Genomic DNA, 25168 nt, shown 5'->3' with positions numbered 1-25168 from the left:
GCGCGCAGAAATCAACCGCCTACCCGCGTTGAGACCTCCAGCGGCTCGCCAATGGCAGCAATACGAAGGTAGTGCTACATTATGCCATATGATATACCAAAGCGTCATCCCCTTGCGGCATGAAATGTCCCACTGGACAGAGGGCTGAGCTGCATCGATCACATATTGTTGGCATATGCCAAATTGGATAGGATCCTTGTTCGAGGTCCAATCCGAATTTGGGGGCGCGCCATGTCACTATCCAATCTCCGCATCTCGATGCGCCTGTCGATCCTGACTGGAGTACTCTGTATCGCTCTCGTCACTACGATATTTCTCGGACGGAGCGGTATGTTGAGTATCCTAAACAGCCTTCATACGGTTTACGAGGATCGGACGGTTTGCCTTGTCCAATTGGGAACTATGCAGCGAAACCTTTTCCGTATTCGGGTGCGCCTTCTCAAGATGCTCGATCTGAATGCATATGACGCCACCATGGTGGCACAAATTGCCGATGCGGAAGAGATTATAAACAAGGAGTGGAAGGCCTATCTTACAACAGAACTTGCGGCAGAGGAGAAAGTCATTGCTGACAAGATCAAGACAGCACTCCCGGATTATCTCTCTGAAAAAAACAAGGTCATCGAACTCCTAAAGGCAAATGACCCCGACAAGGCGACATCCCTGGCAAATGGGCCTGCGCTACAGAAGTTCATGCACCTTGATGAGCAGATTGTTGCCAATATCGAGTTGCAGGAGCGAATTGCAAAGGAGGAGTATGAGGAGGGAAAGGCGAGTGCCAGTCAAAAGATCAATTTCAGCTTGACCCTTGGAGGTTTGGCTCTCGCCCTTGGTGCCGCCATCGCCTTTGTCATTGCACGTTCGATTACCGGTCCAGTCAATGGCATCAAGGGCTGCATGGAGCAGTTGACCGCTGGCAATCTGTCTGCCGAGGTCCCTGGCGTTGATAGGGGCGATGAACTTGGCCAGATGGCGAAAGCTGTTGGGGTATTTAAGGAAGGGCTTCTTCGCGTAAAAGAAATGGAGGCCGAGCAGGAGGCGCAGAAAGCCCGTGCCGAGGCGGAGCGCAAAGCCGCCATGCGCCAGCTCGCCAACACGTTCGAGGGCAGCGTCGGCAAGGTGATCCAGACGGTGACCTCCGCCGCCACCCAGCTACAGGTGTCCTCCACCCAGATGGCCAGCACCGCCGCCGAGACCAGCGCCCAGGCAACGACCGTGGCCTCGGCCTCCCAACAGGCCTCGGCCAACGTGGAAACTGTCGCCGCCGCCACCGAGGAACTGTCATCCTCCATTACTGAAATCGCCAAGCAGGTAGAGCGGTCGCAATCCGTGGCCAGCAGGGCCCAAGATGAGGCCGCCAACACCAACGTGCAGATTCGGGCGCTGTCCGAGAATGCCAACAAGATCGGTGAGATCGTCAACCTGATCAACGACATCGCCAGCCAGACAAACCTGCTGGCGCTTAACGCCACCATCGAGGCCGCCAGGGCCGGCGATGCGGGCAAGGGCTTTGCCGTGGTCGCCAACGAGGTGAAACACCTCGCCACTCAGACCGGCAAGGCCACTGAGGAGATTGCCTCTCAGATCAGGGCTGTCCAGGACGGCACCAACAACGCCGTCCACGCCATTGACGGCATCACCAAGGTGATCAGCGAGATGGGCGAGATTAGCGCCTCTGTCGCCTCGGCAGTTGAAGAGCAGGCCGCCGCTACCCAGGAGATCGCCCGTAACGTGGAGCAGGCGGCGGCAGGTACCGCCGAAGTTTCTTCCAGCGTGGTGACCGTGGAGCAGGCGGCAAGGGATACCGGTGCGGCGGCTGAGCAGATTCATTCTGCAGCCACCGACCTGTCTCAGCAGTCCGAATTCCTTCGCGCCGAGGTTGGGCGCTTCCTAGACCAAGTTCGCTCTGACCAGTCGGATGTGAAACTTCTGAACTGGGACAACGCCCTGAACATGGGGATTGGCAATATCGACAGGCATCACCGGGAGATGTTTGACGAGGTGAACCGACTGTACGCCAAAATGTCCCAGGGTAACGGTGCCGAAGCGGGCCAGGGCATGATCACCCTGATCGACACCGTGATGGGAAGTCACTTCCGTGAGGAAGAGGAGGTGATGAGCCGGAACAGCTATCCCCATCTGGACGAGCATCGCCGTCATCACCGTGACTTCCTCGATCGCGCCAAGAGCCACAAGGGCGCGGTCCAGAGCGGCGATCCCACGGCGGCGGCAAAGATGTTCGAGTACGTTGCGACCTGGCTGACCAACCACATCCAGATGGAGGACGGTAAGCTGGCAAACTACCTCAAGGCCAAGAAGGTCGCTTAGGCTTCTGGCGGCACGTCACTCATTTGAGGGCGTGCCGCCGTGATTCTGGCCGCCATCAGTGGGTCCAGATAAGCGACAGCCGGAAGAGTTGGAACGAGCGGTAGAGGATGTCCGACATCGGAACGCCATGCTGCGCAGCGAACGCCTTGTAGTCGGCGTGAAAGTTAGGTGGAACCTTGAAGTTGAGATCCTTCTTCTCGTCGCTGCCGGCATCCTTGAAAAACTGGTCCATAACAAGACTCTGACCTGTTCCCCTCGAATGTAGCCAGTTTGAGGTAGAGTCCGTCCCATCAAGGAGACGGAACGATGAGGCGTAGCCGGTTCAGCGAGGAGCAGATCATCGGCATCCTGAAGGAGCAGGAGGCCGGTCAGGCGACAGCGGATGTGTGCCGCAGGCACGGCATATCGAGCGCAACCTTCTACAAATGGAAGGCCAAGTACGGCGGGCTGGAGGTGTCGGAGGCCAAGCGGCTAAAGGCGCTTGAGGACGAAAACGCTCGGCTGAAGAAACTGCTGGCCGAAGCCATGCTCGACAACGCCGTGCTGAAGGAAATTTCCTCAAAAAAATGGTGACGCCCGCCGCCAGGCGGATCGTCGTCGCCCATGTCCGAGAATTGTTCGGACTGAGCGAGCGTCGGGCGTGTTTGATTGTGGGGATTTCCCGGCGAGTGATGCGGTATCGGTCGTGTCGTCCCGACGACGCGCCGATCCGGGCGCGATTGCGCGAACTGGCGGCAGAGCGTCGCCGGTTCGGCTTCCGACGTCTGGGCATCCTGCTATCCAGGGAAGGCGTGGTGATGAACCGTAAGAAGCTGCTGCGGCTGTACCGCGAGGAGAAGCTGGCGGTGCGCCCAAGGCGTGGCCGCAAGCGAGCCCTGGGTTGCCGGGCCCCAATGGCGATCCCGCAGGGGCCGAACCAACACTGGTCGCTGGATTTTCTGTCCGACGCCTTCACCGACGGCCGCAGGTTGAGCTACTCCCCATTGGTTGGACAGAATTCGGGGAAGTTTAAGCTACTCTCCGGGCCTGCTGATCGGTTTGGTTGATGGTGTTCCAGTAGACCACGGCGGGGGTCCTTCCGCCATGGGCGGCGTGGGGCCGTTTGTGGTTGTAGAAGGTGATCCAGGGTCCGATCCCGGCCCTTGCTTGCGAGCCGGTTTCCCAGGCATGGAGATAGACGCATTCGTATTTTAGGGACCGCCACAGGCGCTCGATAAAGACGTTGTCGATGCAACGGCCCTTGCCGTCCATGGAGATGCGGGTTCCGGCCCGCTTCAGCCGGTCGATCCAGGCGAAGGATGTAAACTGGCTGCCCTGGTCGGTGTTCATGATCTCCGGCGGGCCGAAGCGCAGGATGGCCTCGTTGAGCACCTCGACGCAGAAGTCGGCCTCGAGCGTGTTGGAGATGCGCCAGGCCAGCACTTTCCGGGTGGCCCAGTCCATGATGGCGATCAGATAAAGGAATCCCCGGCGCATGGGCAGATAGGTGATGTCGGCGCACCAGACCTGATTGGGCCGGTCGATCCGCAGGCCCCGCAGCAGGTAGGGATAGGTCTTGTGGCCCTTGGCGGGCTTGCTGGTGTTGGGCTTCTGGTAGATCGGCATCAGGCCCATGAGCCGCATCAGCCGCCGGACGCGCTTGACGTTGACCGGGTGGCCCTCGTTCTGGAGATGCCAAGCCATCTGACGGACACCATAGAACGGCGTTTCCAGGAATTGGCGGTCGATCAACCGCATCAGCTCCAGGTTTGCCTCCGTCTCGCCCAAGGGCTCGTAATAGAACGATGATCGCGCAATGGACAGCAGGTGGCACTGGGCGCCGATCGACAGCGCCGGGTGTTTGGGCTCGATCATGGTCCGCCTCACTTGCCGGTCCACGGCTTGAGCTTTCGAGACAAAAAATCGTTGGCCACGGCCAGCTCCCCGATCTTGGCGTGCAGGGATCGCACCGTATCCTCGTCCACCTCGGCCTTCTTCTTGGCCCCGCGTTCGAAGATCTCCGCCGCCCCGTCCAGCAGGGACTTCTTCCATTGATGGATCATGGTCGGATGGACGCCATAGGCCGACGCCAATTCCGATACCGTCCGCTCGCCCTTCAGCGCCTCAAGGGCGACACGCGCCTTGAAGGCCGCGTCATGGTTCCTGCGCTTCGACATCTCTGATCTCCTCGTAGTTGGGGATCAGCAAACATCAGATCGTAGCTTCCGTCAGTGTCCAATTTCCGGGGAGTAGCTCATTGCCGGATGATCCCGGTCACCGCCACCGGCAAGACGGCGCAGCTGATGAGGGTGGCGATGGCGACGCGCAGGCTGATGACATGGCGGAGGGTTTTCAGGCGACGGATAGCCCCGCCGGGTTCCTAAGTCTCGTCACCCATCCATTGGTGCATCCACCATGGTCAGGCGGTTGCGTCCGCCTTCCTTGGAGGCATAGAGGACGGAATCCGCCGCCTCGATGATCTGCTTGGGCGTGGTCGCCTCGGTGGGAATGAGCGACACTCCGCCGATGCTTACGGTAACGATGTCCACGGCCTTGGAAAAGGCATGGGGAATGGCCAGTCCGCGAACCGCTTCCAGAACCGCGTTGCCGACCGCTTCAACCCCTTTGGCATCGGTATCGGGCAGGATGCAGACCAATTCCTCGCCGCCATAGCGGGCAGCCAGGTCGGGGGGGCGCCTGACGATGGATTGCACCGCCTGGGCCACCGCCTGCAGGCAGTCATCGCCCGCCGAATGGCCGTAATTATCGTTGAACAGCTTGAAGCAGTCGATGTCCATCAGCAGCAGGCCCAAGGAGGTCTTTGACCTGTTGGCGCGGGCCAGTTCCTGGGCAAGGGATTCGTCGAACCAGCGGCGATTGGCGATACCGGTCAAGGCGTCGGTGCGCGACATGGCAAGCACGGTGGCGTGGGCCTCGGCAAGACGGCGTTCAGACGCCACGAATTGCTCCACCAGTTCGGTGAGTAGGGTCTGGTTGATCCTTTGATCCGCCAGTTGCGCCTGCTGCTCCAGAATCCTCGAAACCAGCGTTCCGACCGAAGCGCCAATCGTGCTGTCGATCCTGATATCGATTTCATCCAGTTTGGACATGGCGGCACCTTACGCGGGGCAGGATGCGGCATCGGCAATGCCGTCGATACCGATGTCATCCATCCTTTGCAGGCGCTCGATGGCGGCTGCGATGTCCTCGACCCGATACAGGATGGAGCCGTGCTGGGGCGCGGCCATGGTTGCTCCGATGGCCTTGACCACCTTCATGGCGTGGCGCAGTTGCCTGTTGCCGGGCATGACCTTGCGATGAAAGTGATGCATGCCGCTCCACGGGCAAGGTGAGGCCGTCTCCTTGCAGTGTTCGTCGGGACGTTCGGGGTGGGCCACCTCGCAGCCAAGACACTTCTTGTCGAAATCGGCGAACAGACGCCAGTTGCTGAAAGCTCCCGCACTGCCGAACAGATCGCTGGTGAACAAGATACCGCTGGTCTCGTCATAGGTGATGAAGCTTCCCGCCGAATGGGCGTAGGGCGTGCGGAAGAAACGCAAGGTTCTCCCCGAGCGCATGGTCAATTTCCGCTCCAGGCGGTCGATGCACAACAGAGGCGAGTTGACGGAATAGTGCCGGATGAACGGGTTGTTATCGGCATGGGAGATGATCTTCAGCTCGGCCGAGTCGATCAGGCTTTCCAGATTGGGAATCGAGCCGCACAGGTCCGGATCATAATGCTGGTAGATCAGGTGGCTGATCTGCCGGGGCGACACGCCGGTCTGGAGGACCTTACGCATCACGGTACTGAAATCCGGGCGCGAGCCACCGTCGATTAGGATGGCCTCGTCCCCATCGACGATCAGGTAGGGGTTGCACTGAAGGCGGCCTTCCAGGTCGGCGAACCCCACCCAGAAAACGCCGTCGGCCAATTTCACGGGCCGGTCATAGTCGATGTTCTGATCCAGAATGCCCATGCGGGTCGATGCCTCAACAACTCTGCGCTAAATGGCAGCATACCCGAGGCCACACCAAAAGTCATATGCACATTGAGGGGCTGAGCGTGGCCGTTCTGGCCCGGCTGGCGGCGGCAGTCGGATTCCCGCATCGAAGAGTTCTTCGCCGTGCCCGCTGACGGAGAGCCGCCGCCGTCGACATCACCTGCCTACCCCGGCGCAGCGGCCTCGTCAATCTTCACCGCCGCGTAACTTGCCGTTCACTCTTTAATGGGATCATGGCCGCGGCTTCGGACACCTCCGGGCAAGTTTGTCTGTCCACCTACCGATTGGGCCGGCATCGGCCCATATACGTGCCTTGGGTCGGAAGTCGACGGACAGCTCTATCGCGGAACGCCGATTCTTGAAGTTGCAGGGGCAAAGGTGAGGCGCTATGAACCAGCTCGTAAAGGTATCATTGGTTGATCCTCAGACCCAGCAAATGGTTGAGGCCGTTGGCGAGAACGTCCGTTTTAGCGCCTATCGATGTTTCCCGATGACAGGCGAGCCGCATGAGGTGGATATTCTCGCCCGCGTGTCCGCCAGTCTGGGGAGCATGGGGGGAAAGATTGCGTTCTGGAAATCGGGCCCGTTTCTAGACTTCTTTACGCAGACGGTGCCGCAGGTTCTGGACTGCATTGCGGTGGTGATCGACGAGCTGGGCGAGGCTGAAGATTACAAGGGGCGGCCGCTTGTTCGCAGCATCGACGACCTTCCCCCGGACATTACCGCGATCTTCATATGTGAGACGAAGACGGAGCCGCGCTGGCGGCTGGAGCGGCGCGTCCCTGCCGGAATCAATGTGTTCAGCCCGGATTCCGTTAAGCAATTCATCGAGCTTGTTCCGCCTCATTGCTGGATTCCCCAGGATTCCGGCATCTACCCATTCGACATCCCCGGCCTCAAGTTAACTCCCGGCCTCGATCTTGTTTTGCTGGACCTGCCGTCCAAGGCCGGATTGCAAATATCGGTCGGTCTGTCCTACGTCCACTCGGCGCTCAAGCGCTCGTCTGTGCGGTTCCAGACGCTGGATGCCGACATCATCATGTATCATCGCTTTCATGTTCGCCGCCTGTTTGACCTTGGCGAGCAGCCCTTGCTGCGTAACGGGATTCGGTTTGCTGACGATCCCTGGGGCTATAACGAGAGGTTGTGGATCGATCCCCGGCAGTGGCCGTTGTTGCTCGATTATTTTGCCCCCGATATCGACGAGATCTTCCGAGAGTTGAAAGCCGCTCGCCCCAAGGTCCTTGGGATGTCTGTTCATCAGCGCAACGAATGGATTTCACGGGAATTAGCTCGCCGTGTGAAGCGGGAAATGCCGGAGACCATGATCCTGGTCGGAGGGCACAGCTGCGTCAGCGAAACGTTCGGCCGGGGAGCATTTCCCGAATACGACTACATGGTGATCGGCGAGGCAGACATGGTGGTCGGGCCCTTGGTGGAACAATTGGCGCGCGGCGAGCGCCCGGCCAATCTGCCGGGAGTTATCTCCAAATTCGATGATCCCGGCCGCCGGTTCATCCCAGGCCCCAAGCCCCATAATCTGGATGCGCTCGGGGGTATCGCACTCGATTTCTTCGACGATATCAACGCCGTCTATCGTTCATCCACCGGCTATCAAGGAACCGCCGTGCCCCTGACCAGGGGGTGTGTCTGGTCACGCTGCACATTCTGCGCCGAACGCTTTTCGTTCCGCTCGCGCAGTCCCTCGCTTTATGTGGACGAGCTTGAAAGAATCATGGCGACCGGCCGGAACCCGTCGTTTTCCGCCAGTGACAGCGATTTTGGCGGGGAACCGGAAGTCCTGCGCCAAATTTGTGAGGAAATCGTGCGGCGCGGTCTGAGGCTCGTGTTTTCGGGGCAAATTCGCGTCAACAAGAAATACGACGTCGAATTTCTGTCCCTCATGAAGGCTGCGGGCGTTGTCGGCCTCAATTTTGGTGCGGATGCCTTCACTGAAAATACCATCAGGCTTCAGAGGAAGGGCTATACGATCGAGACGCTCATCAAAAATCACGAGGATTGCGTCAAGGCCGGAATTACGCCGAACATCAATATCGTCATCGGAACTCCGGGAGAAACGGAGAAGGATATTGACGACACGATTGAGTTTTTTAAAGATAATAGATCGGTGTTCCCGCTAGTAAATAATATAAATATGTGTCTACTGCTTCAGAGTAGTGTGTACTGGTTGAATCCGGAAGGGCATGGGATTGGATTTTATGGCGATAAAGAGGCTATATATAAGAAATACTATTTTGGTGTCCCTGATCACTTATGGTACAGCATCAATCCGTATGTGGACAAGGGGGTGCGTGCCGAGCGCTTCGTCAGGCTGGTCAAGGGTCTGCAGGCTGCAAACATTCCCATAGGCGGAGAGGTGCTCGCCAATATGCATGATGCTCTCTCGGGAGGTGGTCACACTCTTTACCGCCAGTGGATTGTCGACGAGGAAATCATGGCGGGCAATCCCGGACGGATTGCCCTGCCCGACAAGGCTGAGGCGGTTGGAAGATCCAAGATTTTCGATAACCACCTGATCGTTCCGTCCGCGGCGGGGGACATTCTCGCCCTTCCTTATGATGATGGGATGGACCGTGCTTTGAAGTCGCTAAAGATCGTCTACTGGTCCAAGGACGCCGTGCAGCAGTAGCTTCTACCCAGTGACCTGCGCCGATATCGGCATGTGAGCAGACGCGCCCCACGCCGGGGCGCAACGTCCTCGGGATGCTCGGTCTCTCGAGGTGATGGAGGGGGACATGATCGATATCTTCATTACTCACGATTGGCATCGGCGTGCGGACATCGATCAGATAACCCATTGTCTGGATCAGGCATTTGGCTTGGGTTGGCGAAATTTCGGCAACCCATGGTACGACCCCTGCATCAAACTCAGCTCGCCGGAAGGTGCGGCGCTGGTGTGTGAGATACTGGAGACGCAGGTTTCGCCGTCTCATGTCTTGATTTTCCTGCCCTCGGTCTACTCGACCTCGTCTCGGGGGCGGACTTGGGCCGGAGCCGCGCTGGACATGGCGCGCCGGTACAAAATTCCCGTCATCGGCCTGTTGGCCGACGGGGCGGTCCCACCGCCCGACGTCACGGATCTGGCTGACCGGTGGGTTGGTCTATCGGAATTGCCTCAGGCGGTAATGGCCGTGTCCAACCCGTGAGCCCGGCCTGATCATCACAGCACCAGACTCTCCTCTGGGACATAGCCTCGGAAGTGACAGTCCTTGCAGGCTTGAGGCGGGCTGTCGCTGTGGAACCTCGCCAGCATCTCCCGGTAGGGTTGGCCGGAGAAGACTTCCTTGATAGGGGTTTTGCGGTAATCGGCCAACCAATCCATCTTGTCGTTGCAACATGGTTGGGCGATGCCGTTTCCGGACAGGTAGAGAGAGCTGAACAGATAGCCGCAAATCGGGCGCCAGGATCCCGGCTCACGGATCTTGCGCTTGGTGACGGCCTCTCCCAGATTGGCGATGCCGGGGGTGGAGTTCATGAAATCTCGGATACCGGCGGCCAGGGCCTCCACGGCCTCTGCCGCTGCTTCGGTTTGCTGGGGCGTGGCCTGGGTCAACTTGCGGATGATGCCGGCCTCCAGGGCATCTGCGGCAATCTCGCGGGCATCGTCTTCGACGCTGTCGGTCGGAACCAATTCCGTCAATGGAACCAGGCGCGACTCGTCGAACGGATCCGCATAGTCAACCATGAGCCGCCCGCCGGGCTGATCCGGGTCGTAATAGGGGGGCGTATAGACGGGGGACACCGTTCGGAAGAGGCTGACGCCCAGGGTTTTGGCCTTTTCTTCGGCGATGGCGTAAAGCCGTTCGAACCGCTCCTGATGCGGCGCGATCATCTCAAGGGCAAAAGGCCCGCGATCGTACAAGGTAAAGGATGAAACCGCCAATTCGCGAATGCCGACTGCCGCGGCAAGTTCCACCATCAACGGCAGCTCGATCATGTTGCTGACACAGGTGGTGAAGGAAATGCGGGTATGCATGCGCAATGGGCGCGGCAAAAGTTCGTTCGCCCGCGACAGTGTACGCATGTTTCTGATCACGGTAGCGTATTTCGCCCCAAGTCTCAGCGATTCGAAGGTGTGGGGGAGGCCGCCATCAATGGAAAACATCAGGCTGCCAATGCCGAACAGGTGCCGAATCCGTCTCGACATGAGAACCTGGCCGTTGGTGTTCAGCATCATCCGCACGCCGTATTCGCCGGCTAGCTGGGCAATAAGCTCGGCGCTGTGATGGAGCAGCCCTTCGCCGATGCCGGATAGCGAACTGTTGTTGGCATAAGGGAAGCCTTCGCGGCAGAGGGCTTCGACCGTGTCCATGTTGGGTCGTGACCGAAGAATGTCCTTGTCGTGATTTGGTCCCGCATTATCTTCGCCAAAATACATGCACTGAACGCAGCGCAGGTTGCACTTGTTGTGATTGTTGATCTGCAGGTGGGGTGGCATGCAGGGTACGACGGCATCGCCGACGCAACGATTGATGGCCGCCGCGATGCCGTTATATTGCTTCAGCCGGGCGTAAGTGAGGCTTGCCGCGGCGAAGTCGCTACTTTCGGAGTTGAGAGATGGGGTTTCCGCTCGGACCCGCTCATAGATGGCTCGCAGATTATCGAGACTAGCCTCGTTTGCCATGGTCTTGGTCTCTCCCCGGAACAATGCCGATCCGACAGAAGCGGACCACGCCCCCAACCTTAGCGGAAACGATTCTCATCGCCAACGCCATGTCTCGCCTCCTTGGCGAGGGACCTGAGACCCCCGGCCTGACTCGCTGCGGTACCGGACGCTGGCGTCAACGAGACATTGTTTCGATTACTTCCCTGCGCGGGCCGCTTGGAAGGACGATTACAGTCACGTGCGCCCCCATTTCCGGTCTCGGGAGTCCCCTCTGATTAGTCGTCGGAGCTTGACTCATCGCTGCCCCCGTCATCCGTGCCCCCATCGTCGGAACCCGGATCGGCGGTGGACGTGTCGTCTTCGCTCTGCGACGGTGTCGCGGTGTCGTTGCCGCTGGCTGGTTGTTGCCCGTCAGCCACGATGTCCGAAGCTGTCGTTTCAGCGACAATTGCGGACGACAGAGGCGTGACCGGGCTGTCCAGCCTCAGGGCCAAGGCCGTACCGGTCTCCATCAGCCGATCCCTGAACTCCTGGGGGGTGAGCGGGTCGGCCCGGTTCTCGAAATCGATACAGCGCTCAGCCGGGAGCCAGCGCGAGAATGCGTGCGCCACCCGAGCGCTGGAGAACGACATGAGGGCGGGAATGATGTCAAAGCCTAGGCCAAGCGCGTGCTCGCCCTGCACGCCCTTTTTGGTCAGATCTCCGTCCAGCGTGACGTTGTAGACGTCGTAGCGGAATGGGTCGTTGGTCGAAACGATGTAGCTCAGCCAGAAGCTCTGGGTGGCGAGGGCGAAGGTGGATGGTCGCCGTGTATCGCGCCGCACGGAGATGACACGGTTCCAGGGGACCAGCACGTCCTGGGTGGGCCGTCCCCGGATGCCGTCGGAGGTCAGGGTCAGAATCACCTTATGCGCCCGAATCCAGCAATAGGTGCGGACGGCCAGGGCCGCGAAGAGGCCGCCGCAGGCCAGCAGGACCCAGCCGAGGCCCAGGCCGATGGGCACATCTTCCGGCATGGCCAGATCGGCCGACATGAATCCCAGGCCCACGGTGGAGAACAGGAATGCCCACCCCACCCACCTGACAGCAGCAAGCGGTCCCAGCCGAATTTCCACCGTATCGTCCATAGCGCCGAGCCTTCCCCCTCCTGTGGCGGGGGCGATAATAGGGCGGATTTGGCCGGCGGGCCATCCACGGCTTGCCCATCGCGGCCGATTGTGGCAGGTCGATAATCCTGCATTTCACAGCAGGGGTCTCATCCGGGGCGCACCATGAAGATCGAAGCCAACACCGCCGTCACCTTACGCTTGAGGGTTGCCACCCCGGACGGCGACGTCGTCGACCCCGGGGCCGAGCCCCTAAGTTATCTGCACGGAGGCCATGGCGGGCTCTTTCCCAAGCTGGAGGCGGCTCTCGATGGCCTGGGCGCCGGCGACAGCGTTCAAGTGACATTGGCGCCCGAGGACGGGTTCGGACCCTTTGACACCGCGCTGACCATGACGGTATCGCTGGACCGCCTCGAGGCGCCTCCCAAGGTCGGCGACGTGCTGGAGCGGGATGTTAACGGCGTCACCCTGCAATACCGCGTGACCGCCGTCGGTGACCGGAACGTCGGGCTGGACGGCAACCATCCACTGGCCGGCCAGACATTGGTTTTTTCCGCGACGGTGACGGATGTCCGGACGGCCACGCCCGAGGAGGTCGCCGGCGAAGTCGCCACCCTGAATCGGGCGGCGATGGACCTGGCGTCGAGGGGGCGGGCTGTTGCCCGGGCTAAGGCCGAAGCGGAGGCCGAGGCCGAAGCCGCTATTTTGGCCGAAGCCGAGGCGGCGGGCCTGGTTGAGAGCTCCTATTTGCCCCAACTGGGTACCCGTATCCGTTTCGTCTTCCGTTCGCAGACCCACAAGCTCTGCTGGCTGGCGCCCCTGTTCCTTTTGCCGGCGATCGCCACTTGGCTCGGGCTGCGCGGCTGGGAGGTTGCCTGTGGCATTACCGTCGCCCTGTGGCTGGCCTGGTGCTTCCTGGCTCCGGGCATTATCGGCAGGGCGATCAAACGCTGGGGTTATCAGTTCCTGTTCTTCGACTTCTCGCCCAACCTCACCCCCTCCAGGCTGGAGCGCGGTATCGTCAACGGCAGCGCCGCCTTGTCGGTAATAGCGGTCCTGGCTTTCACCGTGGTCGCGCTGTTTCGCATGCGGCATCTGTCCGATCTGCTGGAGATCATCGGCCTGGATCTGGCCATTCTCTTTGCGGTCGGTGTCCCCTTGATCATCCTGCTGCCGTTCCTGGTGATAATTCTGACGGCCTTCCGGGTCAGGCCGGTCATCGACCGGGCTCCGTCCGCTCCGAGGGGCTGACCGTCATATGGCCCTTGGAGCCGTGCCGTCAGCCACGTATTGTTGTGACAATTGCGGGGGAGGGGCGCATGGACGCCTGGGACAGTTTGCTGCTCGTGGTCTTTGTCGCCTTTCCGGCGCTGGCTTGGGCTGCCTTGGTTGGGGCGATCATGGGGGTCGGGCGTCTGCGGGGGCGCCAGATCAGCTTTGGGGCAGCCAATGTCTGGGTGTTCGCCGGGGTGACCGGGCTTTGCATCCTGGGATTGATCGTCGCCTGACGACGGGTGCGGCGGCCATGCCACGCGCCGCACCGCTCTTCGAGTTCGGGCCGCGTCAGAGGCCTGCCGGATCAGCGGGCCGACCGGATCAGCTTGGGTGCCACGGCTTCATCGTCATCGGCGCCGTAGCCATCGTAGTGGACGAAGCAACGCCCATCACGCAGGGCATCGAGAACCACCCCAGGATACCAGGCGCCCTCGGACAGGATTTCGACTCGGGTGTCGGGCTTGCACAACGAAGGGGCATCCCCCGCCGAGCCGGAGCCGCCCGATTGGGCAAAGGCCGGTGTTGCGAGGGCGGTTAGGCATAGAGCCGACGCCAGGATGTTTCTGATCGGAACCAAGGCAACCTCCATTGCAAAGTCACGGGCATGCGGCCGAAAGGCTTCCGGCCGGGGGCTCTCCGGAAGGCCAGGACCCGTCGGAGAGCCCCCGGCCGGGTCCTAGCGGACCTGAATTCGGCTGACGTCGACCACTTCGTCGTCGGAGCTGGCGTAGCCGTCATAGTGAATCTTGTATTTGTCGCCCTGGACCTGGATCACCTTGGCGGGATACCACTCGCCCTTCCAGCTCACCTTGATGGGCAGGCGGTCGGGTCCGACCCACTCATCGTCCTCGCGGCCATAGCCGTCATAGGCGATAAAGCAGCGCGCCGGTTCGGCCTTGGTCACCTTGGCCGGGTACCAATCCCCCTTCCAGTTCACCTTGACCGACTTGCCCACCGGGCAAAGATCGGCGGCAAAGGCAGAGGTGGAGGTCAGAACGGCAAGAGTGGCTGCGGCAATCACTCCCAATGCGTTCAGTTTCATGCGAATTCTCCCGATATTTCCCCTCGCGTCGACAGGCTATCCCCCATGAGGAGGGGCTCTGGACACTGCGGAACTAGGATAATTTGAAATCCCATTTCCGGAGAAGTGCAAAGTTTGGCGCCCTCGGGCCGGCAGTCACCCGGAAATGTTCCGAGTCATAACTTTTGTGCATAGCAGCATTTTCGCATGGTGGGCGTGTGAACTTCGGGAACCACCTACGCCAAAAAAACGGGCACAAAGGACGGAGCACGGGATGTTGCTGTTGCGAAGGAGATCGGCAATGCCGAAATTTCTTGTGTCCATTGCCCGGGATGTGGCCAAGCCCGAGGTCCTTGAAGTGACTGCGGATAATGCGGACGAAGCCCGCTGGATCGCGCTGTCCAGTTGCGATGCCTGGATGGATGTGGATGCGGGCGCGGTCGCAGTAACCAGGGCCGATGCGCCGGCGGGTCAGGGAACATTGCTGCTCAAGAGTGCCGCCTAGGGCACATTTTCGATTGCTGGGCCGGGCGGCTAGGGCCGCTCGCCGAGCTTGGCGTGGGCGGCTTTCCATTCCCTCAGCATAGTTTTGGCGCCGCGCGTGTTGTGGCTGCGCAGGTGTTCGCGGTAGCGGCGGTCGTAATAGCCGTTGACCCCGACCATGGCTGCGGCGCGGTCCCAGGCGATGCGTCTGCATTGCAGCTTGAGGCGGCACGGTTCGCTGCAAACCTCGGCGGTGGTTGTCGCGGCCCCGCAGACTTTACAGATCATCACGCGCCCTCCGTGGCAATTTGTTTCTCGGCAAAAGAAAGGGGCGGGTAGTGACTACCCGCCCCGATCGCACAGCAAAGCCCCAGCCTAGTTGGCCTTGGGCTTCGCCTTGGCAGGGCCGTAGCCGTGGTGGCCGTAGCCATAGCCATAGCCGTAGCCATAGCCGCCCCAGCCTTCCCGATGCCAGGTGTAGGCATAGGGATTGCCGATCTGCGGCTTGATGGAGGTGATCGCCGAGACCGGCAGGGCTTCGAGGGCCGTGCCGGGCTTGGCGCCCTGGATCTTGGCGTAGGGAACCACCGAGACCGTCAGGAAGCTGCCGTCCTTAAAGGCTTCGGTCCGGGTGTAGGTCTTGGTGTTGTAGACCACCACGCCGGTATTGGCCGTCCAGGCGCTATGTTCGGTCGCGGTCAGCAGGGCCGCATTGAAGCGGCGCTGCCAGGCCTCGGCCACATAGACGATTTCCTCGTTCTGGTTGGTCGGACGATAGCGGCTGCCGATATAGCTCAGGATGTCGACCGAATAATTCGGCACCATCGCGTGGGCTTCGTCAGTGATGGTGACTTCAAGGTCCTGGCCCGCCGCATCCTTCAAAGCCGCGTTGATCAGCGGAATGTCGGTCTGGATGGAGGGATTGACCACGGACTTGTACAGGGTCTGCTTGACGGTTTCCACCACAGGGCGGGTGCGGGGGTCATAGGGATTGGCCACCGGCTCCAGCACCTGCAGGGTCTGGTCCGCCTTGTTGTAGACGGCGAAGGTGCCGACCAGGGCGGTCAGGTCGTTCTGATACGACCCGGCAGGCACCACATAGCGCATCTCGGCCGGCGGCACCAGGTTGGTCGGCTTCGCCTCACTAGCGTAATAGATGCCCGAGCAGCCACCCAGGGCGGGTAGTACGCAGGCGATCAACGCGGTGATACGGGACTTGTTCATTGTGTTTGCTCCCACATCTCATATTCGGATGGCGCGGCGCCGGGGACTGGTCCCGGGCGCCGCCTCCGGGTTCATCAATAGCCGAACAGGATCTCGACGCGGCGGGCCTGCCCGTCATAGGACGAGCCCCAGGTCTCGCCGGGACGCGCCTCGACCGAGGTGGTGCTGCCACCCAGCTTGGCGATCTCGGCGGCCACCGCCTGGGCGCGTTCGCGCGACAGGCGGGCATTGGTCGCGGCCGAGCCGGTCTGGTCGGTGAAGCCGACGACGGTGACGGTCTTGGGCTTCATGTTCTTCTGGGCGGCGACAACCATCTTCAGCCGCTCGATATCGGCGGTTCCCAGCCGGCTGGAACCGGGCAGGAAGAACACGGCGAAGCCGTTGTGGCCGTAATAGCCACCACCCCAGCCATGGCCGCGATCGCCATAGGCATAGCCGCCGTAGCGGCCGTGCGACCAGGTCGGACCCGCCAGGGTGATTTCCACCCGACGGTTCTTGGCCTCGGCCTTGTTGTCGCCGGTGGCGACGGCAAGGCTGGACTCGCCCAGGGCGTTTTCCGCGATGATGGCGGGATTGACGCCCAGCTTGGTCAGTTCGGCGGTCACCGCGTCGGCGCGCTGACGCGACAGGCGCAGATTGGCATCGGCGGAACCGAGGGTATCAGTATAGCCCGCCACGGAGACCAGCGGGGCGTACATCTGCGCCTGGGCGGCGGCGGCTTCCTTCAGGGTCTGGAGAGCCTGAGGCGAAAGCTTGGCCGAGCCGAGGTCGAAATTGACCATGAAGCTGCGGCGCACATCGGCGGCAACTTCGGTGACGCCGACGGCCTTCTTCAGGATCGGCTCATGGGCCAGGAAGGTGGCCTTGCAGGGGCTGGCGGCATAGCCTTCGGCCGCCTGCTCAAGCCAGCAATCGAAAGCAACCTGCGCCTTGGCGGCGGCTGCGGGAACCCGCTGGGTGGCGCCGCCTTGGAAATAGCCCATCAGGCGCGCCCGCGCTGCAGTCAGTTCCGGGACCGTCGCGGCGGGAAGAACGCGCGTGCCCAACTCGTCGGGAAGCACGGCTTCGCCGGCGCCGGCCTTCAGGCCCTTGCGGGCGGTTTCCGAGGCGTCGACCCATTCCACTTCGGTCTGGACCTGCTGCTTGGTATAGGCCTGGTATTCCTGGAACAAAGCCTGCGTGAAAGGTGTCCCCGTCGTTGCCTTGGATCCGAGGATCGTCTGCACGTCCGACACGTCCGCAGGCATGGCGCAAGCAGCCAGGGCTGCGACGGCACTTAGGCCGACCCACCGTGTGATGCTCTTCATTTTTCATTCCTCATCTAGAGAATGACGCTGGCCGTCTTCCGCCTTGGTGCGAGGTCACAGACCCGCAAGGCGGAAACAGCCGGGAAAAGAGAGGTTTACCGCGATGACTTTTACGCGCTAGCGCCAGCCGTAACATACCATCCCCCCCCAAACTCGCGTGCTGGCGTAAGCTCACAATAATCCAGTTTGTTTCGTTCGGCTAGGTCTGAAGTCTCTGAGGGGGGAATCCATGTACAGTCATGCACAGAATGGGAATGTTGGTATTCGGCGGGCAAGAGTCTAGATACAGTGAATACCTTATGACAACTCCCGATGAGTCCTCTTGGTCGCGCAATGGTTTTGGCGGCATGAAGAACTCGCGGAACCAGCCATTGTGTCCGCTTGCGACGATTCGACTACCATTGGCGCTGGGACGCCGGCAGGTGCCCGCCCGGGAGCGGGCGTCCGGATCGGATTGTGAGGCGGGTCAGAACAGGTAGTTCATCACGCTGCCCGGCTTCACCGAGCCGGGGGAGGTGATGCGGATGTTCTGCTCATAGGTGCCGACGCCGCGCAGGACGTCGTTGAGGAAAATTTTCGACGAGGTGGGGTCGCTGCCGTCTTCGGAATTGTCGGTGCCGTACTCGAAGATTCGGAGCGACGTCTGTGGGGCGAATCCGCCCTTGCCCTCACGCTGGCGGCGGCCGCCATCGGGATTGATCCCATTTTCCTGCTGGAACCGGAGGATGGATTCCTCGTTGAGCCCCATGTGCTGGGCGTAATCCAGCCGCTCCACATCGGGGCGGGTCGAGGAGGCCACATTGCGCCCACCCGTGCCGACACGAGCCGTCGCCGCCGCCACACTTGACGCCGCCGCCGCCGATCCGACCTGCTTGGTGCTCAATGCCATGATGGAGCCTAGATACACAGAACCTAGATTAATCCGACGTTAATCATAGCCTTACCCCGTCCCGAAGGGAAGCGTTATCACAGCGCGACATTGTGTCGCGACCGCCCATTGGGCGAATCTCCGATGAAAGAAATATGCCGGGCAGGGGGGGAGTGCATGCACACGGCAAAAGCAGCATCTGATAAAAAAGGGGGCATTACCCTCTTTCTATTTCAGTGGCTTTTGCCGGTTAGTGTGTTCGGGTTGCGGGCACCTTGGCGCGATCCACGCTTTCAGAAGCGGGATTCCAGCCAGGACAATGTGCGTTCCGCCGTGGGCTGCCACCAGCAATCATCAAGCATCAGTCCATGGGGGGCACCGGACAGCAAGGAAAGCTCGGCATCGAAATAGGTGGCGGTCTCCCTCAGGGCCGAGGCTGGAACCAGCACGTCACGATCGCCGCCCATCACCAGAATCTCCGGCCGATCCTGGCCCAGCGGCAGGCGTGGCCGGCTGGGATTGAGCAGTTCGACGCAGATGCGGTGCGATTCCTTTTGCAGCCGGGGCAGCAGATGGGCCAGGACGTCGTCTGGCGTGGCGTCGGAGAAGAAGGCACGGCGGATGACGTCGCCCTTCACCGCCGACGGGCCCAGGGCCTGCAGCACGCCGAATTGCAGGCAGACGTCGGGCGAGAACATGGACAGGTGCAGCGCCGAGGACATCAGGCCCGAGGGCGGCACGCTGGCCATCAGCACGGCGCCGCGCACCCGTTGGTCGCCGGCCAGGCAGTGCTGGACCAGCAGGCCGCCCATGGAATGGCCGACCAGGATCACCTCGCCGCCCATATGGTCCATGGCGGAGTGGATGTCGGCGACGTAGTCGGCCACCGAGGCGTAATTGAAGCCACCTTCGCTCTCGCCATGGCCGCGCAGCGACACTGCATGGGTCGACCAGCCCCGCCGGGCGAAATAGGGCATGAAATGCTCGGCCCACACCCAGGCGCCGCAATAGGAGCCGTGGACGAACAGCAGGGCCGGGCGCTGGGTGGCCGGGCCTTCAGGGGGATGGCAGTGCAGCAGTTCCAGTTTCACGTGAGGCCGATCGATTTCTTCAGCCGCGCGAGCAGACCCGGCTTGGGTTCAGGCTTCTTCTTGGGTGCCGCCTTGCGGGCGGCGGTCGCCAGGCTGACCGGCTTCGCCTTGGGGGCCGGCTTGCAATGGGGATTGGTGTAGGAGAAGAACATGCGGAAGTCGCCATCAGCGGCAACCTTGTAATAGGCAACCCTCTTGATGGTGGGATCAAGCTTGCAGCGTCGCTTGGCATCGATCTCGGCGGTTTCGCGATCATCGATGTCGGAATAGTCGAGCTTGCCCTGCTTGAGGTCCTGGCCGTCGCGGCAGGAGTAGATTTCAGTGCTCATGCGCCCTTCCTCTGCCCGGGGCGGATCATAGCGGGGCTGATCACCCGATCGCAACCGTCTCCAATATGCAACTCTATCCGAACGTCCGGTTAACCGGATGTTCGGAAATGCCGGATATGCTCTATATTGTAAAGGCCCGCGTATTCTGGGCCAAAAGGATGAGGCGAGATGGCCAACAGCGACGACGCGATCAACGCAGCCCTGGGTCTGGGAGACAACCGCGAGGCGGTCTATGACGTCTCGGTGGAGCTCTCGGCGGTGCTGGGAACCGCCAACCTGCCCATCGCCCAGCTCCTCAAGCTGGGCCGCGGTGCCGTGGTGGAGCTGGATCGCAAGGTCAATGATCCCGTCGATCTCTACGTCAACCGCAAGAAGGTCTGCCGCGCCGAAGTGGTGGTGGTCGAGGATCATCTGGCGGTGACCATCACCGAGGTGCTGAAGCGCGCCGCCGATTGACCTTCCCCGGCGATTGACGCCTGCCGCCTCCCTGGTAGTCTGTGGCCCGCACACGAACGCCTGGGGGCCGCATATGAAGTTCTTCATCGATACCGCCGAAGTCGCCGAAATCCGCGAGCTGGCCGCCACCGGACTGGTGGACGGCGTGACCACTAACCCGTCGCTGATCGCCAAGTCGGGGCGCAAGATTCTCGACGTCATCGCCGAGATCTGCGACATCGTGCCCGGCCCCATCTCGGCCGAGGTGGCCGCCACCGATTTCGACACCATGCTGGCCGAAGGCCGCAAGCTGGCCGCCCTTCGTCCCAACGTGGCGGTCAAGGTGCCGCTGACCCCGGCCGGGCTCAAGACCTGCAAGGTGCTGTCCGACGACGGCGTCCGGGTCAACGTCACCCTGTGCTTCTCGGCCAACCAGGCCATTCTGGCTGCCAAGGCCGGCGCCGCCTTTATCTCGCCTTTCGTCGGACGTCTGGACGACATCGGCCAGGACGGCATGGAACTGATCGCTGACATCGTTTCCATCTACCGGGAATACCCGGCCTTCCGCACCGAGGTGCTGGCCGCCTCCATCCGCCACCCCATGCATGTGACCGAGGCGGCCCGCCTGGGCGCCCACGTGGTCACCATGCCGGCGGCGGTGCTGCGGCAGATGTATCAGCATCCCCTGACCGACAAGGGCCTGGCCGCCTTCATGGCCGATTGGGCCAAGACCGGGCAGTCGATTCTTTAGTTGGGTGTGGAAAAGTCCCGTTTGCGCGGCAGGGCACCCGCCCTGACCCGTTCGGAGGCACAGCCTCCGAGCCTCGAGTTTTTGAAAACTGAAGGGTTCGGGAAGCTGTGCTTCCCGGTTGGGGGCTCGGGGGCGAAAGCCCCCGAAGCGGAGTCTCCGGCAGCCTGTTAAAGGCGCGGCCCCGGGGCCGATTTGAGAATCTCGCGCACGGTCTCGCGGTCGAGGAACGATCCCGGTCGGGTCACCTTGGCGGCGCCCCAGCCCACCGCCAGGGGCAGGGCCCGCTCCATGTCCAGCCCCAGGGCCAGGGCGTGGGCCAGCCCGGCGGCAAAGGCGTCGCCGGCTCCGGTGGTGTCGACCACCTCCACGTCCGGGGCGGTGGCCCGCAGGCGCCGGCCATCGACGCCGAAGGCTTCGGCTCCTTCCTCGCCGTGGGTGATCACCACCCAACGCAGGATGTCGCCGGCCAGTTGGCGCCCCGCTTCCAGGGGATTGGACAGCAGGTCGGCATCGAGGTCACCGTGGGAGCCGACCAGAACCTGGGCGGGAAGCAGACCGTCTTCCAGCGGCCGGATCTGGGCGATGATGGGGCACAGCGCCGCCTTTTCCCGCAGCAGATCCTCCAGGACCTGACCGTTGGAGCGCACATAGACGCAATCGGCCGCCAGATCCAGCAGGCGCCGGGGCGGCCGGCTTTCCCGCGCCCGGGTCAGATTGACGATGGTGCGTTCGCCCTCGGGGTCCAGCAGGACCAGGGAATGGGTGCTGGGGCCGGAAATGCGGGTCACCGGGCCGATATCGACGCCATGGCGCGCCAGCTCGGCCAGCAACTCGTCGGCCAGGGGGTCGGTGCCTACCGCCGCCACCAGGGAGACCTCGTGGCCGGCGTGAGTCAGCGCGATGGCGGTATTGGCGCCGCCGCCGCCCAGCCGGGCAAGGGGCGGGGCGCCCTGCAGATGGGCGCCTTCCCGCAGGCGATGATCCAGTCGGATGACCTCGTCGCGGGCCACACTGCCCAGGACCACGATTCGTGCCACCACAGCCTCCCTCGATCTCCCCTCAGGATAGCTCCAAACGCCGGGGGATGCCATGATGACCGTCATGACCGACACTCATCCCAGCCCTAAGCGGCGCCCCTGGGGGCATGCGCTCCGCCATCCCGGCTACCGCCTGTTCTTTTGTGGCCAGGCCGTTTCGCTGATGGGGTCGTGGATGCAGATGGTGGCGCAAAGCTGGCTGGTCTATCGCCTGACCGGCTCGGCCGAGATGCTGGGTCTGGTGGCGTTCGTCGGGCAGATTCCGGTCTTCATCTTCGGATTGCTGGGAGGCGCGGTGGCCGACCGCGTGCCGCGTCGCCGGCTGATCCTGATGACCCAGGGGGCTTTTCTGCTGCAGGCGGCGGGGCTGGCGGCCCTGACCCTGGCCGGATGGGTGCAGATCTGGCACGTGTTGGCCCTGGCCGTGCTGTTCGGCATCATCAACGCCGTGGATATTCCGGCTCGCCAGGCCTTTACCGTGGATCTGGTGGGCAAGGAGGATCTGGGGAGCGCCGTGGCGCTGGACGCCTCCATCTTCAACGCGGCCCGGCTGGTGGCCCCGGCCCTGGCCGGCGCCCTGGTGGCGGCCCTGGGCGAGGGCTGGTGCTTCGCGCTCAATGCGGTGAGCTTCCTGGGCGTGATCATCGCCCTGGCCGTGATGGCCGAACCGGCGTCAGCCACGGGTGGGCCGGCGGGCGAAAGCATGCTGGCACGGGTCCGGGAGGGAATTGCCTTCGTGGCCGGGCATGGCCCCATCCTGGCGCTGATGGCCATGCTGGGGCTGTCGGGCCTGATGGGCATGTCGTTTTCCGTGCTGATGCCGGTGTTCGCCGACCGGGTGCTGGCGGGGGGGCCGGAAATGCTGGGTCTGCTCATGAGCGCGGCGGGGGCGGGCGCCCTGGCCGCCTCCCTGGCGGTGGCCGGGCCGATGCAGGGAGCGTCGCGGGGGCGGGTGGCCTGGGGCCTGTGCGCCTTCGGTGTCGCCCTGGTGGCCTTCGCCCTGTCGCGCTGGGGCATGCTGTCCATGGGGCTGCTGGCCCTGGCGGGCATGGCGCTGGTGGCCCACAACACCGCGTCGCAGATTCTGGTGCAGATGCTGGTGCCCGATGCCTTCCGGGCGCGGACCATGGCGCTTTACTCCATGACCTTCATGGTGGCGACGCCGTCGGGATCGCTTTTGGCGGGCTTGCTGTCCGAGCGGATCGGCCCCCAGCCCACCGTGGCCCTGGGCGGAGTCGCCTGCATCCTGGGCGCGTTGGCCTATCGCCGCTGGGCACCCTGATCGGGAAAGTGCAGGGAAAACACCGCGCCGCCACCGGGGCGGTCGCCCACCTCGACCCGGCCGCCATGGGCAAGCATGATCTCGCGCACGATGGCCAGTCCCAGACCCGAGCCGCTCTTGCGCCGTTCCGCCCGCCAGAAGCGCTGGAAGATGCGTTCGCGCAGTTCGGCGGGGACGCCGGGGCCGCAATCCTCGACCAGCAGACTGGCGGGGGCTTCCACCCGGACGGTGACCGTGGTGTCGCTGGGCGCGTGAGTGAGGGCGTTTTCCACCAGATTGCGGACGGCGTTGAACACCGCCTCGGCGTTGGCGGTGACGAGGCAGGGGCGCGGCGCTTCGATGACCTCGATCATGCGCCGCTGCCTGAGGGCCATGGGGGCCAGAAAGGTGCCCACGTCCACGGCGATGGCGTTGAGATCGGCCTGTTCGTCCATGGCGATGGTCAGGGCCTCGGCACGGGCCACCGCCAGCAACTGGGCGATCAGACGGGTCATGGAATCCACGTCGCGGACCAGGGCCTCGCGGATGGCGGGGTCGGGCAAGGTTTCCACGTGGGCGCGCAGCACGGCCAGGGGGGTGCGCAGCTCGTGGGCGGCATCGGCGGTGAAATCCCGCTGGATGCGGAACCCGGCCTCGATGCGGTCGAGAGCACTGTTGACGGCGTGAACCAGCGGCAGGATCTCACGCGGGACCTGGGCTTCGGGCAGGCGGATGTCGGTGCTGGCCGGTCCGATGGCGGCGGCCTGCTCGGACAGGCGCTTCAGCGGCAGCAGGGAATTGCGGATGGTTACCAGGCTGACCAGCAGCATGGCCAACAGGAACGGGGCGCCCAACCAGCCGCCCTCCTTGGCGAAGCGCTCCACCAGCGAGCGGGTCATGGCGTCGAAATCGCTGCCGCTTTCCTCCACCTGGATGACCAATTCGCCCGCCGGGGAGGTGAGCAGCACGGCGGCGCCGAACATCAGCACCGGACCAGGCCCGTCGGGATTGCTGCGATAGAGGCGGGGGCCGTCGCCCATCTCGGGGGCTGGCCCCACCGGCTCGCCGGCCTGGGCCAGGATGGCGCCGCTGGATCGCAGGCGGACGGCGAAGCGCAGCGAGCCCTCCGACTCGGCATAGGAAGCCGTCTGAATGGGAGGCAGATCCACGGTGATCCGGCCGTCGGGCCGGACGGTCACCTGATTGCGGATGGCGATGGCCTGCTCGATCAGATAGGTGTCGCGCATGACCTCGGTGACCGAGTGGTACTTCCACCACAGCCAGGAATAGGCCATCACGATGGCGACGAGGGTGGTCAGTGACAGGCGGACGACGATGCGCCACAGGATGGCCGGCGGTTGGCGGATCAAGAAGCGCCGTCCGCCAGCATGTAACCGATGCCGCGCAGGGTGTGGACGGTGACCCCCGCCCCCGTCTGCTGCAGCCGCTTGCGCAGGCGCGAGACCAGCACTTCCACCGAATTGGGGGTGACGTCGTCGTCGAAGCCGTACAGCCCCTCTTCCAGCGAGCGCTTGGACACCACCTTGCCCGAGCGGCGCAGCAGATGTTCGAGCATCTCCATCTCGCGCCGCGGCATGGCCACCAACTGGCCGTCCACCCGCACCTCGCGCCCGGCGGTGTCGAAGGTCAGGTTGCCCAGCGACAGCTCCACCGACAGCGCCGCCCCCGGCCGCCGCAGGATGGCGCGCAGGCGGGCGATCAGCTCTTCCATGGCGAAGGGCTTCAGCAGGTAGTCGTCGGCTCCGGCATTGAGCCCCGAGACCCGGTCGCTGACGCGGTCGCGGGCGGTCAGCACCATGATGGGGCAAGGCGCCGCCTTGGCCCGCTGGGCGCGGACGATGTCCAGGCCGTCACCGTCGGGCAGCCCGAGGTCCAGGATGGCCGCCTGATAGGCGGCGGATTCGAAGGCGGCGGTGGCGTCGGCCACGGTGCCGAACACGTCGGGCACGAAGCCGGCGCTTTTCAGCCCCGCCGAGATGAACTCGGCCAGGCGGTCGTTATCCTCCACCAGCAGAATGCGCATG

Annotated in this window: 26 protein-coding genes and 1 pseudogene; 10 read left to right on the top strand and 17 right to left on the bottom strand. The window is 62.7% G+C overall.

What is annotated here, in order from left to right; translation table 11 throughout:
• Positions 1-231: 231 nt before the first annotated feature.
• A complete protein-coding gene (locus AMB_RS16490; RefSeq protein WP_050750744.1) occupies positions 232-2328 on the top strand; it encodes a bacteriohemerythrin in 2097 nt (698 codons plus the stop codon).
• Between the two features lie 55 nt (positions 2329-2383).
• Here AMB_RS16490 and AMB_RS25975 read toward each other — a convergent pair whose 3' ends face one another.
• Positions 2384-2560: a hypothetical protein gene (locus AMB_RS25975; protein ID WP_011385628.1), complete on the bottom strand. Its 177-nt coding sequence runs from the start codon at positions 2558-2560 to the stop codon at positions 2384-2386.
• 74 nt (positions 2561-2634) lie between these two features.
• Between AMB_RS25975 and AMB_RS24600 the strand changes: the two are divergent.
• A pseudogene (locus AMB_RS24600) lies at positions 2635-3296 on the top strand (IS3-like element ISMamg1 family transposase); the annotation flags it as partial.
• Positions 3297-3336: 40 nt separating this feature from the next.
• Here the strand turns inward: AMB_RS24600 and AMB_RS16480 are convergent.
• The 3 genes from AMB_RS16480 to AMB_RS16465 form a co-directional block, all read right to left on the bottom strand.
• Positions 3337-4484, bottom strand: a protein-coding gene (locus AMB_RS16480; RefSeq protein ID WP_407636032.1) for an IS3 family transposase whose coding sequence is annotated in 2 segments (ribosomal slippage) — positions 3337-4223 and positions 4223-4484 — 1149 coding nt in all. Because the reading frame shifts where the segments join, the coding sequence is not laid out codon by codon here.
• A gap of 213 nt (positions 4485-4697) precedes the next feature.
• Positions 4698-5417, bottom strand: a complete 720-nt coding sequence (locus tag AMB_RS16470) for a diguanylate cyclase (protein ID WP_011385626.1) — start codon at positions 5415-5417, stop codon at positions 4698-4700.
• Between the two features lie 9 nt (positions 5418-5426).
• Positions 5427-6284, bottom strand: coding sequence for an MBL fold metallo-hydrolase (locus tag AMB_RS16465; RefSeq protein ID WP_011385625.1), 858 nt, complete (start codon positions 6282-6284; stop codon positions 5427-5429).
• Between the two features lie 412 nt (positions 6285-6696).
• Between AMB_RS16465 and AMB_RS16460 the strand changes: the two genes are divergently transcribed.
• Both AMB_RS16460 and AMB_RS16455 read left to right on the top strand, forming a co-directional pair.
• Positions 6697-8958, top strand: a complete 2262-nt coding sequence (locus tag AMB_RS16460; RefSeq protein WP_011385624.1) for a B12-binding domain-containing radical SAM protein — start codon at positions 6697-6699, stop codon at positions 8956-8958.
• Positions 8959-9064: 106 nt separating this feature from the next.
• Positions 9065-9475, top strand: coding sequence for a hypothetical protein (locus AMB_RS16455; RefSeq protein WP_011385623.1), 411 nt, complete (start codon positions 9065-9067; stop codon positions 9473-9475).
• A gap of 14 nt (positions 9476-9489) precedes the next feature.
• On the opposite strand, the gene AMB_RS16450 is transcribed toward AMB_RS16455, so the two are convergent.
• Together AMB_RS16450 and AMB_RS16445 are read right to left on the bottom strand one after the other, a co-directional pair.
• A complete protein-coding gene (locus AMB_RS16450) occupies positions 9490-10953 on the bottom strand; it encodes a radical SAM/SPASM domain-containing protein (protein ID WP_011385622.1) in 1464 nt (487 codons plus the stop codon).
• A gap of 257 nt (positions 10954-11210) precedes the next feature.
• A complete protein-coding gene (locus tag AMB_RS16445) occupies positions 11211-12062 on the bottom strand; it encodes a hypothetical protein (RefSeq protein WP_011385621.1) in 852 nt (283 codons plus the stop codon).
• A gap of 144 nt (positions 12063-12206) precedes the next feature.
• Between AMB_RS16445 and AMB_RS26040 the strand changes: the two genes are divergently transcribed.
• Together AMB_RS26040 and AMB_RS16435 are read left to right on the top strand one after the other, a co-directional pair.
• A complete protein-coding gene (locus AMB_RS26040) occupies positions 12207-13292 on the top strand; it encodes an FKBP-type peptidyl-prolyl cis-trans isomerase (protein WP_011385620.1) in 1086 nt (361 codons plus the stop codon).
• A 68-nt stretch (positions 13293-13360) separates the two neighbouring features.
• On the top strand, positions 13361-13549 hold the full coding sequence (locus AMB_RS16435; protein WP_011385619.1) for a hypothetical protein: 189 nt from the start codon (positions 13361-13363) through the stop codon (positions 13547-13549).
• A gap of 71 nt (positions 13550-13620) precedes the next feature.
• Here the strand turns inward: AMB_RS16435 and AMB_RS25760 are convergent, their stop codons facing one another.
• Both AMB_RS25760 and AMB_RS25755 read right to left on the bottom strand, forming a co-directional pair.
• Positions 13621-13785, bottom strand: a complete 165-nt coding sequence (locus AMB_RS25760; protein ID WP_158303982.1) for an agenet domain-containing protein — start codon at positions 13783-13785, stop codon at positions 13621-13623.
• Positions 13786-13992: 207 nt separating this feature from the next.
• Complete coding sequence (locus tag AMB_RS25755) at positions 13993-14358, bottom strand: agenet domain-containing protein (protein WP_011385617.1); 366 nt, start codon at positions 14356-14358, stop codon at positions 13993-13995.
• Positions 14359-14638: 280 nt separating this feature from the next.
• Between AMB_RS25755 and AMB_RS16425 the strand changes: the two genes are divergently transcribed.
• Positions 14639-14842, top strand: coding sequence for a hypothetical protein (locus AMB_RS16425; protein ID WP_043744876.1), 204 nt, complete (start codon positions 14639-14641; stop codon positions 14840-14842).
• Positions 14843-14871: 29 nt separating this feature from the next.
• Here the strand turns inward: AMB_RS16425 and AMB_RS16420 are convergent, their stop codons facing one another.
• The 6 genes from AMB_RS16420 to AMB_RS16395 all read right to left on the bottom strand — a co-directional run bounded on the left by AMB_RS16420 (position 14872) and on the right by AMB_RS16395 (position 19639).
• Positions 14872-15108, bottom strand: a complete 237-nt coding sequence (locus AMB_RS16420) for a hypothetical protein (protein WP_011385615.1) — start codon at positions 15106-15108, stop codon at positions 14872-14874.
• Positions 15109-15195: 87 nt separating this feature from the next.
• Positions 15196-16044: a hypothetical protein gene (locus AMB_RS16415; RefSeq protein WP_011385614.1), complete on the bottom strand. Its 849-nt coding sequence runs from the start codon at positions 16042-16044 to the stop codon at positions 15196-15198.
• A 74-nt stretch (positions 16045-16118) separates the two neighbouring features.
• The gene (locus AMB_RS16410) at positions 16119-17351 is read right to left on the bottom strand and encodes an OmpA family protein (protein ID WP_011385613.1); all 1233 of its coding nucleotides are present in this window, start codon (positions 17349-17351) and stop codon (positions 16119-16121) included.
• Positions 17352-17817: 466 nt separating this feature from the next.
• On the bottom strand, positions 17818-18240 hold the full coding sequence (locus tag AMB_RS16405; protein WP_043744873.1) for a hypothetical protein: 423 nt from the start codon (positions 18238-18240) through the stop codon (positions 17818-17820).
• Between the two features lie 272 nt (positions 18241-18512).
• Positions 18513-19310, bottom strand: a complete 798-nt coding sequence (locus AMB_RS16400) for an alpha/beta hydrolase (RefSeq protein ID WP_011385611.1) — start codon at positions 19308-19310, stop codon at positions 18513-18515.
• On the bottom strand, positions 19307-19639 hold the full coding sequence (locus AMB_RS16395) for a hypothetical protein (protein ID WP_043744870.1): 333 nt from the start codon (positions 19637-19639) through the stop codon (positions 19307-19309). Before AMB_RS16395 ends, AMB_RS16400 begins: the two co-directional genes overlap by 4 nt.
• 168 nt (positions 19640-19807) lie before the next feature.
• Here AMB_RS16395 and fliN point away from each other — a divergent pair, with 168 nt between their 5' ends.
• Positions 19808-20095: a flagellar motor switch protein FliN gene (gene fliN, locus AMB_RS16390; RefSeq protein WP_043744867.1), complete on the top strand. Its 288-nt coding sequence runs from the start codon at positions 19808-19810 to the stop codon at positions 20093-20095.
• 73 nt (positions 20096-20168) lie between these two features.
• Entirely contained in the window at positions 20169-20825 is a 657-nt protein-coding gene (gene fsa, locus AMB_RS16385; RefSeq protein ID WP_043744864.1) for a fructose-6-phosphate aldolase, read from the top strand.
• A gap of 167 nt (positions 20826-20992) precedes the next feature.
• Here the strand turns inward: fsa and AMB_RS16380 are convergent, their stop codons facing one another.
• Positions 20993-21862: a carbohydrate kinase family protein gene (locus AMB_RS16380; RefSeq protein WP_043746822.1), complete on the bottom strand. Its 870-nt coding sequence runs from the start codon at positions 21860-21862 to the stop codon at positions 20993-20995.
• A gap of 52 nt (positions 21863-21914) precedes the next feature.
• Here AMB_RS16380 and AMB_RS16375 point away from each other — a divergent pair, with 52 nt between their 5' ends.
• Complete coding sequence (locus AMB_RS16375) at positions 21915-23144, top strand: MFS transporter (protein ID WP_011385609.1); 1230 nt, start codon at positions 21915-21917, stop codon at positions 23142-23144.
• Here AMB_RS16375 and AMB_RS16370 read toward each other — a convergent pair.
• Together AMB_RS16370 and AMB_RS16365 are read right to left on the bottom strand one after the other, a co-directional pair.
• A complete protein-coding gene (locus tag AMB_RS16370) occupies positions 23123-24493 on the bottom strand; it encodes a sensor histidine kinase (RefSeq protein ID WP_050750742.1) in 1371 nt (456 codons plus the stop codon). The genes AMB_RS16375 and AMB_RS16370 overlap by 22 nt on opposite strands.
• Positions 24490-25167: a response regulator gene (locus AMB_RS16365; protein WP_011385608.1), complete on the bottom strand. Its 678-nt coding sequence runs from the start codon at positions 25165-25167 to the stop codon at positions 24490-24492. The genes AMB_RS16370 and AMB_RS16365 overlap by 4 nt, the downstream gene beginning before the upstream one ends.
• Position 25168: the final 1 nt, after the last annotated feature.

This window comes from Paramagnetospirillum magneticum AMB-1 (genome assembly GCF_000009985.1).
Taxonomy (GTDB): domain Bacteria; phylum Pseudomonadota; class Alphaproteobacteria; order Rhodospirillales; family Magnetospirillaceae; genus Phaeospirillum; species Phaeospirillum magneticum.
This window is presented reverse-complemented; position numbering and strand designations above follow the sequence as displayed.